This is a genomic window from Gammaproteobacteria bacterium (assembly GCA_013816845.1).
Lineage (GTDB): Bacteria > Pseudomonadota > Gammaproteobacteria > DSM-16500 > DSM-16500 > Aquicella.
In genome coordinates this window covers 1-16,487 of the sequence record JACDDU010000004.1, presented here as the reverse complement: position 1 = coordinate 16,487, position 16,487 = coordinate 1, and the positions used below count along the sequence as shown (strand labels likewise).

The following is a 16,487-nucleotide window of genomic DNA, read 5'->3' as shown; positions in this document are numbered from 1 at the left end:
TAACTAAGTTAATAATAATCATTTTATCGAGTATTATTCGTTTCAAAAAATTCAGTTTTAACGAGAATTTTTCTACATTCAGCTCTAAAATACAGTTTTTCTCGAAAGAAATTTAATGGGTGATCAGGTAGGCGTTACGCCAATTTAAGGAAATACAAGATGGATCAAACTTATTCTGTGATGGATGCAGCCATGCAGCATTCTCACTTATCAATAGAACAATATCAGACGTGGTACCGGCAATCGATTAATCAGCCTGAACAATTTTGGGGAACGCGAGCGCTCGAAGCATTAGATTGGTATTCACCGTGGCAACGTGTTTGTTCTAGCCCCCCCGAACAATTTAAAACGAAATGGTTTGAGGGAGCACAACTTAATGCAGCCTATAATTGTCTGGATCGTCACCTCGCCACGCGTAAAAATCAAATTGCAATTATTTGGGAAGGGGATGATCCTAATCAATCAGACACGTTAACCTACGCTGAATTGTATGAACGCGTTTGTAGAATGAGTAATGTTTTAAAACGTTTTGGTATTAAACGCGGTGAGCGTGTTTGTATTTATTTACCGATGATTGTAGAAAGTGTTATTGCCATGCTCGCTTGTGCTCGTATAGGTGCGGTCCATTCTGTCGTCTTTGCAGGATTTTCGGCCGAGAGTCTTAAGACACGTATTTTGGATGCTGATTGTCGTCTTGTTATCACCGCTAATGTTGGTTTTCGTCAAAAAAAAGTAATTCCACTTAAACAAAATGTTGATATGGCCCTCTTAGAATGCCCTAAGGTTAATCATGTTTTGGTCGTGAAACGCAGCGATGATGCGGTTGTTTGGGAGGCAAAACGAGATTATTGGTATCATGATGAAGTAACTAAAGTCACAGCTGAATGTCCGCCAGAAATAATGGATGCGCAAGATCCACTCTTTATTTTATACACTTCAGGTTCCACTGGCACCCCGAAAGGAATTCTGCATGGCACCGGGGGTTATCTTGTTTATACTGCAATGACATTTAAGTATGTCTTTGACTATCGACATCCTGAAATATTTTGGTGTACTGCAGATGTTGGTTGGATCACAGGTCATTCTTATTGCGTTTACGGACCCCTTTTGAATGGAGCAACTACAATTATTTTTGAAGGGGTACCTCAGTATCCCACCCCGGCACGTTACTGGGAGATTGTAGATAAGTATAAAGTAAATATTTTCTATACGGCACCTACTGCGATTCGAGCACTCAGAAGAGAAGGTGATCAGTGGGTCCAAAAGAGTAAACGCCATTCTTTGCGATTGTTGGGCACAGTAGGAGAATTAATTAATCCAGAAGCTTGGGAATGGTATTATCGTGTGGTTGGCGAACACCGTTGCCCTATTGTTGATACGTGGTGGCAAACCGAAACAGGTGGGATCATGATTGCACCTTTACCCGGTGTGACGCCGCTTAAGCCAGGCTCTGCATCTTGGCCTTTCTTTGGAATTGTGCCAGAAGTAGTTAATGATCAAGGCGCAATAACTGCTCCAAATGAAATGGGAAAGCTAGTTATAACTCAATCTTGGCCAAGTATGATGTTAACGGTTAACGGCGATCACGCACGCTTTCAAAATTATTTTAGCGATTTCCCGGGTAGCTATTTTACAGGTGATCAAGCTTATCGAGATCAAGATGGCTATTTTTGGATTTCAGGACGAAGCGATGATGTTATTAAAGTTTCAGGTCATCGAATTGGTACGCAAGAAGTGGAAAATGCATTGGTGAGTCATCCTTCAATTGCGGAGGCGGCCGTTGTGGGTCTGACAGACGCCATTAAAGGACAAGTGATTTATGCTTTTGTTACGTTGAAATTAGGAGTGCAACCTTCTCTGCAATTACGAGAAGAACTCATCAAATTGATAAGAGCAAAAATTGGTGCGATCGCTGTGCCGCAATGTATTCAATGGGTTGAAATGCTGCCAAAAACGCGTTCGGGTAAAATAATGCGAAGATTGTTGCGTAAGATTGCCAACCAAGAAACGGATGATTTAGGTGATTTGTCAACCTTGGCTGATGCAACCGTTGTTGATAAATTAATTACTGAACGATGTTCTTATATTAAAAAGGATTAAGATGTTGGCGCCGACTCATTCAAATCATTTTGATTATGAAACTAAGTTATTGATAGATTGTCCCAAGCATATGGAAAGATTATGTGAGCTTTGGTACAACGAAATCGGAAAGCCTTGGATCGCCAATCCTAATATTGAGCGTGCCAGAAAAACTTTCCTGCAACATTTAAATCGAGAAACATTACCTCTAACATGGGTAGCCCTTCATAAAGCTGAAGTCATTGGCATGGCTTCTTTGCGGGAAAATGATGGGATTCGCGAGGATTTAACTCCTTGGTTAGGCAGTTTAATTGTCGATCCACGTTATCGAAAAAAAAAGGTTGGGGAAGCTTTAGTTGTTTTAATTAAACAGCAGGCGAAATTTTTAAGTTATTCTAACTTACATTTATTTGCTTTTGATCAAACCCTTCCTTTTTGGTATGAAAAATTAGGATTTCAAACGATTGCGCATGATGAGTATGATGATCATCCTGTGACGGTCATGGTCACAGATCTTTAAAGTCCATTCAGATGAAAAAGAGGATCACTATGAAATATTTTGCACCTAAAGTTGTCGTCACGTTAAGTTTATTGATCATCAGCATGATGGCGCATGCTGCTAAAGACCAAGACAATCTTATAACGACAGCAGTCAATGCTTTTATGGAAAAACATCATATTCCTGGTGTCGCCGTGGAAGTTTATCGTGGCGGTGAACCCAGTTCGTATTATTTTGGTTATGCTAATCGAGAGAAAAAAATCCCCGTTTCTGCGCATACTATTTTTGAGGTTGGATCTATTGCAAAGTTAATGACAAGTTTGTTGCTTGCACAAGAGGTCGATTTTGCAAAAGTGCAACTTGATACGCCTTTGAAACAAGTTTTGCCTGAATTACCACTATCTATGGATCATATAACGCTCGGGATGTTGGCCACGCACACTTCAGGTTTTCCAATCGATGTGCCAAAATCGATCACTAACCGTGCAGAGCTTGATAAATATTTAAACGAAAAAGGGACTGCATTAAATACGAATAAACAGTGGCAATATTCAAACTTTGGGGTAGGCATGCTAAGTCTTGCCTTAGAAAATCAAACCCAAAAGGATTTTAACCAACTTTATCGTAACCATATTTTAAATCCTCTTGGTATGCATGATGTTCCCTTACGACTTTCCAATCGTTTAAAAGCTCAATTTGCACAAGGGTATGATAAAAATAACCGCCCTGCCAAAGCAACTGAAGCGGGCTTATTTCAAGCTGCAAATGTTAAGCTTTCACCAGCTGACATGCAGCGTTTCTTAGGCGCAAGTATTGGATTACCCAATACGCCAACGCGTATTCTTTATCCAATGCGGATGACTCAATCAGTTTATGTGAAACTTCCTTCTTGGGCGCAAGGATTAGGATGGCAAATTCATCCGCTGACCAAACACGATAAAGTCTTAACAGATAAAAATTTTAATATCCTCGCACCGCAAAAAGTTGCCGAAATTGAAACAAGACCCTATTTTGATGGCAACGCTCTAATTGATAAAACCGGTGCAACACAAGGATTTCGAGCCTACATAGCAGTTCTCCCCAACAAACAATCTGGAATTGTCATTTTAACGAATAAGTATGTGGGTAATCAGGATATTGTAAATTTAGGACGTGATATTTTATTTCAGTTAGCCAAGAAACAAGATGTAAAAGTTTAACTGACTTATAAGCGGTGGATTGTTTGGAAGTCCACCGCTCAGTTTAAAAATTACCTATTTTATAAAATTTTCTTTAAGTCAATACGTTTTAACACCCATTGCAATCGTAAAAATACGATAAGAGAGCCGACAGCAATGCCGAAAGTTAAACCCCACCAAATGCCGGCGCCTTGGTAATTAAAAGTAAAGCCAAGAAGATACGCAGCAGTCAGTCCAACCGCCCAGAATGAAAAGAGTGAAACATACATTGGAAATTGCGTATCTTTCAATCCACGTAATGCGCCAAAACCAATAATTCTAAAATTATCAAATATCATTAAAACGCCACTGATCGTTAAAAGCATGGAGGCATCGCGCATCAAGTCGTAATTAGCAGGGCTATCTGTTTTGATATCGAGGCTGAGGAAGAAGTCAGGGATGACATAAAAAGCAATCCCTATTACGATCATGCAAAGAAAATTGAGCATCATCCCTACATAAGTTGCATAACGAATACCTAATAAATCAAACTGACCGACAGCATGACCGACCCGTATCGTCACGGCTTGAGACATTGCGAAAATGAGGGTGATCACAAATCCCAGGTACTGCATTACAATTTGATGTGCTGCAAGCAAAGTTGTACCAAATTCAGCAATCCAAAAAGAGGCAATCGTGAAAGTGCTTACTTCGATCACATGCATACAGCCCATTGGAAGGCCAATACGTACTAATTCTTTAAGGTAGTGCCAATTAATTGTTTTTAAATGTTTAAAGAGATTAAACCGGCCGTAAAACTTAGAATTTAAAAAGAACCATGTTAAGGCAATGGCGGTTAGCGTATAAGTAATGGCGAAGCCATAACCAATTCCTGCAACTCCGAACTTAGGTAGTCCGCCTACCCCAAAGATGAGCACATAAATAATTGGAATTTCAACGGGCACAACTAATAAACTGATGCGCAAAACCATTTTGGCTCGGTTAATACCTGCTAAAAATTGCTCGTAAATAATTAAAAGAATGAGACCAGGCGTTGTCCAGATAAGCGAATGCATGTATTGAACAGCAAGTTCTAATACAGCGGGCGATTTAATTGTTAAGCGTAATAAAACGCCAGTACTTAATAATAAAGTGACAATAAGAATCGTGACGATTACGCCTAAAATAAACGATTGTCCCATGATTTCACTAATGGCTTTATCATTTTTTGCACCATAGTTATGAGAAACGAGTACGCTGACTGAATTTAAAAGACCAAAAAATAAAACCGATAGACTCATCCAAATCGTGGACACTAAAACACTAGCAGCAAGTGCATCTTCCCCTAAGCGCGCAATCATTGCAGTCCCAATAAAACCACTACTTGCATAAATAAGCTGGGAAGAAACAAGCGGGATGCTAAGCGATAACGTATTTTTAATTTCACCCTTAATAGAGTGTGGTGGATTAGTGTGAGACATATCAGGTAACTCGCAAAATTTGAAAAACTTAAGACAAACTGGTTTGGAGATTAGTTAGCGAATAAATGCTGTTGAGTTCATCGGAGGGTGCCTCGGTTAATCTTAACATTATACTGTGATTCATTAAGATGACAAGTAGCTCTTAACCTAACTTAAACGATTTATGTTCTTCAATTCAATAAAATTGTTTTCTTGTTAAGACCCTTTATCACCAAATTCAAACTTTTAGGGAGCAGGACGAAGGTAAATCAATTTTCAGGGGAAGATTTGAAATCTTTTCACCAATTATATATTTTAGTTTAAAATCTTGTGCAGTAGCGTATTGTCCTAAAAATAAAAAAGTTTAATGCTGATTTTAATATGCTCAATGCTTCAACTTAAGGTGATGTGAAAAGAAATGATGCAGCATTTTTCAAGAGTGAACGCAACCACACTTAAAGGTACTTGTTTAGTCACATTGTCGGCTATCACTTACGGTGGGATTGGTTATTTTGGCACCGAAATCATGCGGACTGGCATGAGCGTCCAGACGATGTTGTTTTGGCGTTTTAGCCTTGCCTCAATATGGATTCTGCTTTTTCTAAGTCTCTCCAAAAACAACACCATAAGGCTCACCACGAAACCACTCAGTTCTGTGATCATAACGTTTATGTTAGCCATTATTGCCTATAGTGGTTCCAGTGCTTTTTATTTTTTAGCAAGCGAAGAAGTGGGCACCGGTGTTGCAATGGTTATATTTTTCTTCTATCCCATTTTTATTGCACTGTTTGCTTTTTGTTTTAGCAGTTGGCGTTTTAATCGCTATGCTTTTAGTGCACTTGTTGCAGTAACTGTTGGGTTACTCTTATTAGAGCATCCTCAGCAAGGTGTGTTTAAATTGTTAGGTATCATCTTGGCGTTAATAGCGGCACTAAGCTATGCCATTTACGTGTTTATGGGAAAATATACCGTGCAATTGATGGATGCTAAATGGCAAACTTTTTTTATCTGTCTAGGGAATGTCATTTTATTTTTTGTCGTTGCGATGTTGACCCACTCTTTTCAATTTCCTCAAACGCTGTCTACCTGGTTTAATATTTTCGCTATTGGAATTGTCGGAACTGCAATTCCAATGCAATTATTATTAGAAGGGCTGAAATGGCTATCACCTCTGAAAGCAGGTATTTTATCTGTATTTGAACCTATTGTGACCCTTATCTTAGGTTTCCTTTTGCTTCATGAATCGATATCGTTAACTCAAATGATCGGTATATTAGTTATATTATTGGGTGCAATGCTTATTCACTTCGATAGGGTCATGATTACAGAATTGGTAGAGGAAAATAAATAATGAGTTTAAATCGCCGTTTTACGCCATTAAGCTTATTGATGATCAGTATCAATGGCATGGTCGGTTCTGCGTGGCTTTTTGCACCGCTATATGCTGCTAAAATAGCAGGCGCAGGGGCGCTCATCGCTTGGCTTGTTGGTGGTTTAGGAACGGCACTGATTGCATTAACTTTTGCTGAGCTTTCAGTCTTATTTCCAGTCGCAGGGGGCAGCGCACAAATTCCCCAATTAAGTCATGGTACATTGACGAGTTTTATCGTCAGCTGGATTGCTTGGCTCTCTGCATTAACTATGGCCCCCATTGAAGTACAAGCGATTTTACAATATGCGTCAACTTACTTTACTTCACTCATGCATTTTGAAAATGGCGCACCTGTCCTCACCCAGATCGGATTAGGGTGGGCTGCCTTCTTAATGATTATTTTTTGTATTATTAATATTGCGAGTTATAAAGGTCTGATCCGGTTTAATTTTCTCTTATTCACTTTTAAAGTTATTGTGATCTTGCTAGTCATTGGCACACTCATTAAAACGCAATTTTATACGCAAAATTTTGTCGGACTTAGCACGGCTGTTTTCTCTAAGACGGGTTGGCAAGCTATTTTAACTGCCGTTGCAACGGGAGGCGTTGCTTTTGCCTTTACTGGATTTAAGCACGGTGTAGAACTTGCTGGGGAAACGAAACGTCAAGCTGTGGCTATACCCCTTGCTATTGTCGGTTCGGTGCTTTGTTGCTTACTACTTTATATTGGGCTACAAGTTGCGTTCATTGGTGCGATCGCACCCTCTAGTTTAAGTTCCGGATGGCAAAATTTATCCTTTATTGGCGATGTTGGGCCCTTCGCGGGACTTGCCGCAGGTTTAGGTTTAGCCTGGCTCGTCAAGTTACTCTATATTGATGCCACGGTTTCACCCGCTGGCGCTGGACTTATTTATGTTACATCAACGGCGCGTATTTTATATGCGATGAGCCAGATTGGTTATTTACCTAAATGGCTTTCCTATCTCAATAAACAAAAATTTCCGGTCGCTGCAATTTTATTGAATTTTGTCCTTGGCATGTTTTTGTTTTTACCCCTACCGGGTTGGCAAGCTATGGTGAGTTTTTTAGTTTCGGGCATGGTGCTTTCATATGCCATGGGGCCCATCGCACTTTTATGCATGCGTCTTGAATTGCCTCATAAAAAAAGAGCATTTCGTCTGCCTTTCGCAACCCTAATTTGCCCACTCGCTTTTTATTTTTGTAATTTGTTGAGCTATTGGACAGGATGGGACACCATTTACAAATTATCTATCGCCTTGGGTATAGGCATTCTTTTCTTTATCATCGCAAGTTTACGGGGCCGTATTACTACACCGAATTTAGGTTTGCGATCATCACTTTGGGTGGGACCTTATTTATCGGGGTTGGTTCTCATTTCGTATTTAGGTGCTTTTGGCGGTAAAAACGTCATTCCGTTTGGCTGGGATTTTTTAATCATCGGTATTTTTAGCCTGATTATTTTATACCTCGCTATAAAGAATCGTGCACCGATTACAAGCCAGATTCTTGCGCGTTGCCAACTGGAAGAAGAAATTCCGCTTTTATCAGTACAAGTCGATTTACCACGTTAGCTAAAGACCTTTTCAAAAGGCTGGTTTTATGTTTAAATATACATAAATATGTATAATTATACAAAACGAGTCGTTTGAATATGATGTTGCAAGTAAGTAACCTACATAAATCATTTAAGCAGCAAAAGGTTTTGCAAGGCATTGATCTTACTGCTAATAAAGGCGATGTGCTGGCCTTACTTGGTAGCAGCGGTTCAGGTAAAAGTACACTTTTAAGATGTTTAAATCTGCTTAATTTACCCGATCAAGGAACGTTAAAATTTGGTCATCACATTCTCAATTTCGAACAGGGCAATTTCGAGCAATCAGCCGATGAAGTAATCGCGCTTAGAAAAAAAATAGGTATGGTCTTTCAGCAATTTAATTTATGGGTCCATATGAATGTCTTGGAAAACTTAATTGCCGCCCCTGTACTGGTTTTAAAACAAAGTAAAGCTGAAGCTAAGGTCGAAGCCGAAAAATTACTCGCTCGGATGGGATTATCCGAAAAATTATACGCCTACCCCAGTGAGTTATCTGGGGGGCAACAACAGCGTGTAGCGATTGCGCGAGCCCTAATGATGAAGCCGGATATTATGTTATTTGATGAGCCTACTTCAGCATTAGACCCTGAAATGGTTTCAGAAGTTTTGTTAGTGATGCAACAATTGGCCCAATCAGGCATGACGATGTTGGTTGCAACCCATGAATTAAATTTTGCAAGGCAAGTTTCAAATCGCGTTATTTTTCTGGATGAAGGTCGTATTATTGAGCAGGGCTTATCGACTGAAGTATTTGCAAAGCCAGCTACAGTGCGGTTTCAACGTTTTCTTCAAGCAATGAATCCGCGTTATGAATAGACTAACCCTTCATTTGACGCTGATCATAAAACTTCTCCTTCTTGGGATCGTTTTTTTTTGTAATACATTAAGTGCAGCGCCGCAACAAGTCATCCGTTTTGCAACCGAAGGATCTTATCCCCCTTTTGAATTCATTGATCAACAAGGCAAACTTCAAGGTTTTGATATTGATATTGCCAAAGCGATTTGTAATGCCATCAAAGCAGAATGTACTTTTGCTAATCAAGCTTTTAATAGTTTGTTACCCAGCTTAATAATGGGAAAATTTGATGCACTTATTGCAGCAATTGGGGTGACTCCTGAGCGTGCTAAGCAAGTAGCTTTCACACAAAGTTATTATATTCCCACCGGAAGCTTTGTAGGTCGTCTGTCTCAATATGAAGAAAAACAAACGCAAGGCATTCCTTTTAAAATAGGTGTGCAAGAGGGTACGACGTTCGCGCAGTATCTACGTAAGGTTTACCAAGACAAGGCTACCATTCGCACTTACATAAGCGTTCAAGATGCTTTTTTAGATTTATCAGTCGGTCGTCTTGATCTTGTACTTGCAGATACTGCCATTGCTAATCAATGGTTGTTATCAGTTAAACATGCTTCTTTTTCTCTTATCGAATCCATTAGCAATGCGAAATATTTCGGTGAAGGATTTGCAATTGCTGTGGCAAAGAATCAAAACGCTCTATTATCAGAATTAAATAGTGGATTAGAAATAATTAAAGCCAATGGTACTTATGATACTTTATATAAAAAGTATTTCGGTAAACCCATAAAATCTCAATGAGCATCATGTAATGAATGGTTATCTATGGCAAATGCTTTTGGGAACGGTGCTAACTTTGCAGTTAGCATTATCAGCCTTTGTAATTGGCTCATTGTTAGGTCTTTTTGCTGCTTTTTTAGAAGCGTCATCTAATCGATTTTTACGCAGATTGACTAGTTTTTTTATTTTTATCTTGCGAGCTTTACCTGAAATTTTAATTTTATTCTTTATCTATTTTGGCTTAACGACGGGACTGAGTGAAATATCACAGGGCTATATTAATATCAGTCCATTTATTGCCGGCTGTTCAACGCTTAGTTTAATTTTTAGTGCCTATGCATCGCAAGTATTTAGAAGTGCTTTTCTCAGTATTCATGAAGGACAGCTTCATGCAGCGCAGGCTTTTGGTTTTACAACTGCACAAGTTTTTTTAAAAATTAAAATTCCCCAAGCTTTTCGCCATGCGCTGCCAGGCTTAGGAAATTTATGGTTAGTTTTAATCAAAGATACCGCTATTGTTACTTTAATCGGTTTGTCTGATTTAATGAATCAAGCAAGAATGGCAGCGGCAAGCACGCAAGACCCTTTTACTTTTTATTTCATTGCAGCTTGCATCTATCTTCTAATTACCACGATTTCACAGACTATGTTTTCCCTTTACGGCAAGCATTTGTCGCAAGGTCAACGTCATGATTGAATATTGGCAATATCTTCCTAAAATCTTGCAAGGCATCGGCATTACTTTATTGCTTACATTAGGCTCGATGATATTGGGAATGATCTTGACGCTAATTTTTACGATAGGTAAAGAGCTCGGACCGCCTCTGTTTCGTAAGTTGATTGATTTAATGATTTGGTTTATTTGTGGTACGCCACTTTTAGTTCAAATTTTTCTACTTTATTTTGGTGTGGCGCAGTTTGAATGGGTCCGAAACTCCTTACTCTGGTCAGTGCTTCAGTATCCTTTTGCTTGTGCAATCATCGCACTGACACTAAATACCGCTTGTTATTCGACTGTTTTATTTTTAGGTGCCATTCGTTCATTACCTAAAAATGAAGTGACCGCAGCATACGCTTTAGGTTTCACTAAATGGCAAGCATTCAAAACAATAGTATTGCCACGCGCTTTACAGGTTGTGGCACCCGCCTATTCGAATGAAGTCATTATGATTGTCAAAAATACCTCTCTTGCAAGCACGATAACGATTCTTGATATCATGGGTGTAACACAACAATTGATAACAGAAAGTTATCAAGCCATAGAATGGTATATGGTAGCCGGCTTACTGTATTTAGTCGTAAACTTTTTTGTGATGGGTTTGTATCAATATTTTCGGAAACGTAATTTTTATTTTTGACGATGTAATTCTCTTGGGGGAATATTTGTTAAATACAATATAATTATTATCATCCTCTTTCGTTATTGTTTTTCAAGGAACCGAGATTTAGATGGTGCAACGCTATTAAAAATTAAAGATCCTGTATGTATACCATTTCATATGAAAATTAAGGTTACCTAAAAAAAACAGCAAGCCGATTAAGACTTGCTGTTCGGAGAAGTAACTTTATAACGTTTTAAGCGCTAACCTTGGTTGCTCACGATAAGCTTCATTTATTAACTTACGCTGATGGCTTGAACCTGTAACCAATGTTTGTCCTTGATGGTGATGAAATAATTTATTTACATCCACAAGACATTTGTTAACCACTTGCATAGCTTGTGCACTTTTTTCCTGCGTAAAGTAAGGATGTTGTGCCGCTTCAAGTAATAATTCTTTTCGAGCTTCCGGATGGTATTTGGTGAGGCGAAGAAGATTATTCGTTACTCTGGCATGATGGTTATGTTCTACAGCACTTCCATTCCAACCGTTTGTTTTACCTAATAATCTTTCAGCGGTCAAATCGGCTTCAATAAAAGAAAGCGCTGCTTTAAGTTGAGCAACATTTGGGAGTGGCACGCCAACTTGAGCTGGATATGTTGTCATTAAAAATGTTTTAAGAGCAATGCTACCGATGGGTGGTGTGCTAATTTGTGACGTACTTAAGTCAGCCCAACGAATATCTGCATTTTGAGTATTAGCATAGAGTAAATTAGAGTCTATCCACTGGCTGCCACGTAAGTTTGCCTTGTTAAGGTTAGCTTGACAGAGAGTTACTTTCGTTAACCTCGCGCCTTCCAAGTTCGCATACTCTAAATTTGGACCGCAAGTATTATTATCAATTAACTTAATACTTAAATCTGCATTATCCAGTCGCATATGGGGCAAATTGATAAATACATTGTCATAATTCATTAAAGGCATACTTTTAACTAAGTTAATGAATTCAGCCTTCGCTTGATCTCTTTCGGTTTTTTTCTTGCACATCGAAGATGCTTCAAGAATCTTAATAATTAATGTAATGGCCAGGATGATCATTTGAATGATGGCATCAGCTGGGATTGCATTTAAAGCTTCCAGGTTTTCTTTGGCTGCATTTAACTCTCTAAGATTAACATCTTGAATTTTATTTGTAGTTAAAGCATGCAAAACTGTGCCGAGCGGCCCAGTATGTTTAAATTTGCTCGCATAATTTTCTTTTCTCAATTGCTTTAAATAATCATGAACTTGAATTGGGTCACGAACTTGTAATATCCACTCAAATATAGTTTGCGGTGCTCTGTTGTGCGGAAGGGAGCGATTATTATTAACAGTTACCGGGTTGACGGGCACATTAGCGTGGATTGGATTTGTTAATGTATCATTAACATTCTTTGTGGGGGTTGGGGCGAGAACATCATCTACGATCTTTGGTGTTGCATTGATAGCCATTTGTATTTTCCTTATTAAAACCTTTCCATTTGAGACCCTGCAAATGGTATAGGCCCTACCTTAAGGTAATCTTAACAAATCCAAGCTATTTCAAGATAGTTAACGGAAAGATTGCTTCATCATCGTGATAACTTGCGCTATCATGAACCCCCTAAAAACCAGGGAGGCACAATAAAATGGTTTACAAAGTTCCCCATTTTATAGACGGAAGTTTTATCTATGGATCAGGCGAAAAACTTCAGATTTTTAATCCAGCCACGAGCGAAATTGCCGGTGAGTTAGATGTGGCGGATATCAATTTAGTCAATCAGGCTGTGGAATCAGCTAAGGTTGCGTTCCAAACTTGGTCTAAAACATCCCCCGCCTTTCGTGCTAAATTTCTATTTCGTTATAAAGCGCTTCTCGATCAACATCGAAATGAACTTGCGACACTCGTAACTCAGGAACATGGTAAGACGCTTGTTGAAGCGCATGGTTCTATTCAACGGGGTATTGATGTGCTGGATTTTGCCTGTGGTATTTCCAGTCATTTAAAAGGAGATTTTGCGGAAGAAGTTGCAACAGGTGTCGATTGCTATGGTCTAAGACAACCATTAGGAGTATGTGTTGGCATTACACCTTTTAATTTTCCAGCCATGATTCCCTTATGGATGTTTCCCTTAAGCATTGCATGTGGCAATACTTTTATTTTGAAACCATCCGAGAAAGATCCTTCTTGTTCAATCAAATTAATCGAACTTGCTAAAGAAGCAGAATTACCGAATGGCGTGGTTAATGTTTTACAGGGGAATCGAGAAACGGTTACGGCTTTAGTGCAACATCGTGATATTAAGGCGGTAAGTTTCGTGGGTTCTACTCCAGTGGCCGAACAAGTTTATCAAATGGCAACTGCGGCACACAAACGCGTGCAAGCTTTTGGTGGCGCCAAAAATCATTGTGTCATCATGCCTGATGCAGATTTTGCTGAAGCTGCAAAAATGATAGTTGAAGCAGCATTTGGTTCGGCAGGCGAACGTTGTATGGCTATCTCAGTCATTGTGGCAGTTGGTGAAAAAACTGCGGATGAACTCTTATCTGTTATGCGTCCGTTAATTGCCAAATTACAATATGGTCCTGGCAATCAGGCTCATGTCGATATTGGCCCTTTAATTACAAAAGAACATCATCAACGCGTCATGGATTATATCGATCTCGGTATCAGTGAAGGGGCTAAACTCATCCTGGATGGCCGCAATTTAGAATCATTAGCCAAACAAGCTGGATTTTTTATGGGAGCGAGCGTTTTTAACGAAGTCACTCCGCAAATGCGAATTTATCAGGAAGAAATTTTTGGCCCCGTTCTTTCAGTTATGACCGTTGCCGATCTTGATGAAGCAATCCATTTAATCAGTGAACATGAATATGGGAATGGTACCGCTATTTTTACACGCGATGGCTATACTGCACGACAATTTGCTGATCAAGTTCAAGTAGGCATGGTCGGCATTAATGTGCCAGTGCCCGTGCCAGTTGCGTATCATAGTTTCGGTGGATGGAAGCGTTCCATTTTTTCTGATATCGGTATGTATGGTGATGAAGGCGTGCGTTTTTATACAAAACTTAAAACGGTTACCACACGATGGTTTCCTAAGGAATAGGGAATGTCTACGATAGGATTTATTGGTTTAGGACATATGGGCGCTCCGATGGCGCTGCATTTATTGTCAGCGAATTATACGCTTTATGTTTATGATACCAATGCGCAAGCTTTGGAAGACTTAGTGGCCAAAGGCGCACGGACTGTCCATTCATTAAAAGAGATGGCTAGTCTTTGCGATGTCATTTTTACAAGCGTTCAAACCGGAAAGCAAGTGAGTGAAATTTGCCTGTCGCAAGGCGGTCTTTTTCCAAATGCTAAGTCTGGTGTACTCTACATTGATTGCTCATCGATTGATATTTTAACGACAATGCAACTCCATCGTGAAGCGATTAAACACCAAGTTAGCATGCTCGATGCACCTGTCTCGGGTGGAGTAGCAGGCGCTGTCAATGCCACCTTGACGATTATGGCTGGTGGAGATGAGAAAGATTTCAAACGTGCAGAACCATTCTTACAACATCTTGGAAAAAAAGTAATCCATGCAGGTCCCGGTGGCCGTGGACAAGCTGCTAAAATTTGTAATAATTTGTTATTGGGTATTAGCATGATTGGCGTGTCAGAGGCTTTCACGCTTGCCAGTAAGTTAGGACTTGAGCCAAAAAAGTTTTATGAAATTTCTTCACACGCCTCTGGCCAATGCTGGGCAATGACAAGTTATTGTCCGGTCCCCAACATTTTGGAAAATGTTCCTTCCAACCATCATTATGAACCAGGCTTTATGGCTAAAATGATGTTGAAAGATTTACAGCTTAGTCAATATGCTGCGGAATCCGTTGAAGCCATGACGCCACTCGGCTCAGTTGCAACCGAATTATATGAGTTATATATCAACCAAGGCAATGGCGAAAAAGATTTTTCAGGCATTATCAACTTGATTGACAATAAGCCGACAGTTTGAACAACAGAAAGGAAAAGGTTAGCTTGCAGAGCAAGTTAACCTCAGGGTGTGCTGGACGATATTAAGCCCAGCTTGCGGACTTAAAACGTTTACACACTTTTTTAAAGCGCGATAAAGAAGATAAACTTTCTAGCTAATTCTATCCTCGCAAGCTATGTTCAAATATCGTAAAACGTTTTTCCAATTCCCATTGCAGGGTTGCTTTTTCACTTCGTGATAGAAAAGCCTGACATTGAGGCGAGAGTTGTTTTGTCTCTGGAACATCTTGACTACATGCGGAATGATAACGATGAACCAATCCTTCCTGCCACAGACTCTCACCCGGTAAAAACGCATAAGTAAGGCTATTTCGTACCATGGTTTTAATGATCGGATAGGTTAGATCATAAGTAACCGTTGCAAGTTGGAATTCTTGGGTTAAATCACTGCGAGATATCCCTTCATCATCTGTTGAAAGCGCGATAGGCACACCATGGTTTAAATAATGAAGCAGAGGATGATGGGGACCACTGACATCAAGAATAAATTGATTACTACTTAAATTTACTTCGACTAAAACTTTTTTATGGGCCATTTCTTTAAGTAGACTGGTTGCATTATCTTCAAATAAAATATCAACCCCATGACCAATGCGATCAGCATTTGCAATGCGTACAGCATCTGTGATGTGCGTTTTTAAATCCTCGCGATTAACTGTTGCTTCTGATAATTCCCCTGCATGCAGCGTCAATTTAATGTTGGGATATTTTTTGCGTAAAAATGCAATCATTTCCATATGTAAACGATAGTCACGCATCGCTATTAAGCCATCTTCAGGTTGTACCAGATTGATGGCAACCACTCGTTTATCATGATTAGCGAATTCAAAACCGGCAACCATTTGTCCAAATACAAGGAGGGGCGTATTTTCTCGCGCGACTTGGTAAATATAACGCACGGGTAATTTACATCCGATATGCGCTTGTACACTGTTGCACGCTAAAATTTCTTGCATTTGTGTTTCTTGCGTATCTAATTTCAGTGATAGTTGTTTCACGACATCGCTCATATCAGCAGCTAAAATTTTCTGATACATCGATTCAAAATCATTGTTCCATGCCATTAGTAGAAGCTTTTGCGCAGTCAAAGTAACATCGGTGTGAATCATTAATTCGAGGTAGACTTCATTTTGTAGAGCAGAACGGGCAACAATATCTGCTAGCGCTTCACCTCGATGAATGGAGGTAATGGCATGAAATTTTTTAAAACTATTAAAAAAGTGATCGTGTCCTGTCTCCATTCCTCTTTTAAAATGACGCATCGACCAGGCGTCAATGATAGCTTCGTAAAATTGTGAATCTTGAATGGCAGCGTTTAAGTTATGATCTTTATCGCAGGATGCT

The 16,487-nt window shown here is 39.5% G+C and carries 14 protein-coding genes; 11 read left to right on the top strand and 3 right to left on the bottom strand.

The genetic code is table 11. The features are described from left to right. The first annotated feature begins 159 nt into the window (after positions 1-159). Genes acs through H0W64_08330 form a run of 3 tightly spaced genes read left to right on the top strand, consistent with a single transcriptional unit; the run spans position 160 to position 3,777 of the window. The gene (gene acs / locus H0W64_08340) at positions 160-2,100 is read left to right on the top strand and encodes an acetate--CoA ligase (protein MBA3661720.1); all 1,941 of its coding nucleotides are present in this window, start codon (positions 160-162) and stop codon (positions 2,098-2,100) included. A gap of 1 nt (position 2,101) precedes the next feature. Next, positions 2,102-2,599 (top strand): GNAT family N-acetyltransferase, encoded by a 498-nt coding sequence (locus H0W64_08335; GenBank protein ID MBA3661719.1) that lies wholly within the window; start codon positions 2,102-2,104, stop codon positions 2,597-2,599. A 29-nt stretch (positions 2,600-2,628) separates the two neighbouring features. After that, positions 2,629-3,777 (top strand): serine hydrolase, encoded by a 1,149-nt coding sequence (locus H0W64_08330; GenBank protein MBA3661718.1) that lies wholly within the window; start codon positions 2,629-2,631, stop codon positions 3,775-3,777. A gap of 59 nt (positions 3,778-3,836) precedes the next feature. Here the strand turns inward: H0W64_08330 and H0W64_08325 are convergent, their stop codons facing one another. Continuing rightward, the gene (locus tag H0W64_08325) at positions 3,837-5,216 is read right to left on the bottom strand and encodes an MATE family efflux transporter (GenBank protein ID MBA3661717.1); all 1,380 of its coding nucleotides are present in this window, start codon (positions 5,214-5,216) and stop codon (positions 3,837-3,839) included. 397 nt (positions 5,217-5,613) lie between these two features. Here H0W64_08325 and H0W64_08320 point away from each other — a divergent pair, with 397 nt between their 5' ends. The 6 genes from H0W64_08320 (at position 5,614) to H0W64_08295 (ending at position 11,116) form a co-directional block, all read left to right on the top strand. After that, a complete protein-coding gene (locus H0W64_08320; protein MBA3661716.1) occupies positions 5,614-6,546 on the top strand; it encodes a DMT family transporter in 933 nt (310 codons plus the stop codon). Next, positions 6,546-8,159: an APC family permease gene (locus H0W64_08315; protein ID MBA3661715.1), complete on the top strand. Its 1,614-nt coding sequence runs from the start codon at positions 6,546-6,548 to the stop codon at positions 8,157-8,159. Before H0W64_08320 ends, H0W64_08315 begins: the two co-directional genes overlap by 1 nt. Positions 8,160-8,242: 83 nt before the next feature. Continuing rightward, entirely contained in the window at positions 8,243-8,998 is a 756-nt protein-coding gene (locus H0W64_08310; protein MBA3661714.1) for an amino acid ABC transporter ATP-binding protein, read from the top strand. Then, entirely contained in the window at positions 8,991-9,779 is a 789-nt protein-coding gene (locus H0W64_08305; GenBank protein MBA3661713.1) for a transporter substrate-binding domain-containing protein, read from the top strand. The genes H0W64_08310 and H0W64_08305 overlap by 8 nt, the downstream gene beginning before the upstream one ends. Positions 9,780-9,789: 10 nt before the next feature. After that, positions 9,790-10,455: an ABC transporter permease subunit gene (locus tag H0W64_08300; GenBank protein MBA3661712.1), complete on the top strand. Its 666-nt coding sequence runs from the start codon at positions 9,790-9,792 to the stop codon at positions 10,453-10,455. Then, positions 10,448-11,116, top strand: coding sequence for an ABC transporter permease subunit (locus H0W64_08295; protein MBA3661711.1), 669 nt, complete (start codon positions 10,448-10,450; stop codon positions 11,114-11,116). The genes H0W64_08300 and H0W64_08295 overlap by 8 nt, the downstream gene beginning before the upstream one ends. A 207-nt stretch (positions 11,117-11,323) precedes the next feature. Here the strand turns inward: H0W64_08295 and H0W64_08290 are convergent, their stop codons facing one another. After that, on the bottom strand, positions 11,324-12,568 hold the full coding sequence (locus tag H0W64_08290) for a pentapeptide repeat-containing protein (GenBank protein ID MBA3661710.1): 1,245 nt from the start codon (positions 12,566-12,568) through the stop codon (positions 11,324-11,326). 176 nt (positions 12,569-12,744) lie between these two features. On the opposite strand from H0W64_08290, the gene H0W64_08285 reads away from it, so the two are divergent. Together H0W64_08285 and mmsB are read left to right on the top strand one after the other, a co-directional pair. Then, positions 12,745-14,205, top strand: coding sequence for a CoA-acylating methylmalonate-semialdehyde dehydrogenase (locus H0W64_08285; GenBank protein ID MBA3661709.1), 1,461 nt, complete (start codon positions 12,745-12,747; stop codon positions 14,203-14,205). A gap of 3 nt (positions 14,206-14,208) precedes the next feature. Beyond that, positions 14,209-15,105, top strand: coding sequence for a 3-hydroxyisobutyrate dehydrogenase (gene mmsB / locus H0W64_08280; protein ID MBA3661708.1), 897 nt, complete (start codon positions 14,209-14,211; stop codon positions 15,103-15,105). Positions 15,106-15,244: 139 nt separating this feature from the next. Here mmsB and H0W64_08275 read toward each other — a convergent pair. Beyond that, a partial coding sequence (locus tag H0W64_08275; protein MBA3661707.1) for an adenosine deaminase occupies positions 15,245-16,487 on the bottom strand: 1,243 nt, incomplete at its 5' end.

Coding starts and splice junctions, on each gene's coding strand:
- H0W64_08290 (MBA3661710.1), bottom strand. CDS start 12,568: ATGGCTATCAATGCAACACCAAAGATCGTAGATGATGTTCTCGCCCCA.
- H0W64_08310 (MBA3661714.1), top strand. CDS start 8,243: ATGTTGCAAGTAAGTAACCTACATAAATCATTTAAGCAGCAAAAGGTT.
- H0W64_08285 (MBA3661709.1), top strand. CDS start 12,745: ATGGTTTACAAAGTTCCCCATTTTATAGACGGAAGTTTTATCTATGGA.
- acs (MBA3661720.1), top strand. CDS start 160: ATGGATCAAACTTATTCTGTGATGGATGCAGCCATGCAGCATTCTCAC.
- H0W64_08295 (MBA3661711.1), top strand. CDS start 10,448: ATGATTGAATATTGGCAATATCTTCCTAAAATCTTGCAAGGCATCGGC.
- H0W64_08335 (MBA3661719.1), top strand. CDS start 2,102: ATGTTGGCGCCGACTCATTCAAATCATTTTGATTATGAAACTAAGTTA.
- H0W64_08300 (MBA3661712.1), top strand. CDS start 9,790: ATGAATGGTTATCTATGGCAAATGCTTTTGGGAACGGTGCTAACTTTG.
- H0W64_08320 (MBA3661716.1), top strand. CDS start 5,614: ATGATGCAGCATTTTTCAAGAGTGAACGCAACCACACTTAAAGGTACT.
- H0W64_08315 (MBA3661715.1), top strand. CDS start 6,546: ATGAGTTTAAATCGCCGTTTTACGCCATTAAGCTTATTGATGATCAGT.
- H0W64_08330 (MBA3661718.1), top strand. CDS start 2,629: ATGAAATATTTTGCACCTAAAGTTGTCGTCACGTTAAGTTTATTGATC.
- H0W64_08305 (MBA3661713.1), top strand. CDS start 8,991: ATGAATAGACTAACCCTTCATTTGACGCTGATCATAAAACTTCTCCTT.
- mmsB (MBA3661708.1), top strand. CDS start 14,209: ATGTCTACGATAGGATTTATTGGTTTAGGACATATGGGCGCTCCGATG.
- H0W64_08325 (MBA3661717.1), bottom strand. CDS start 5,216: ATGTCTCACACTAATCCACCACACTCTATTAAGGGTGAAATTAAAAAT.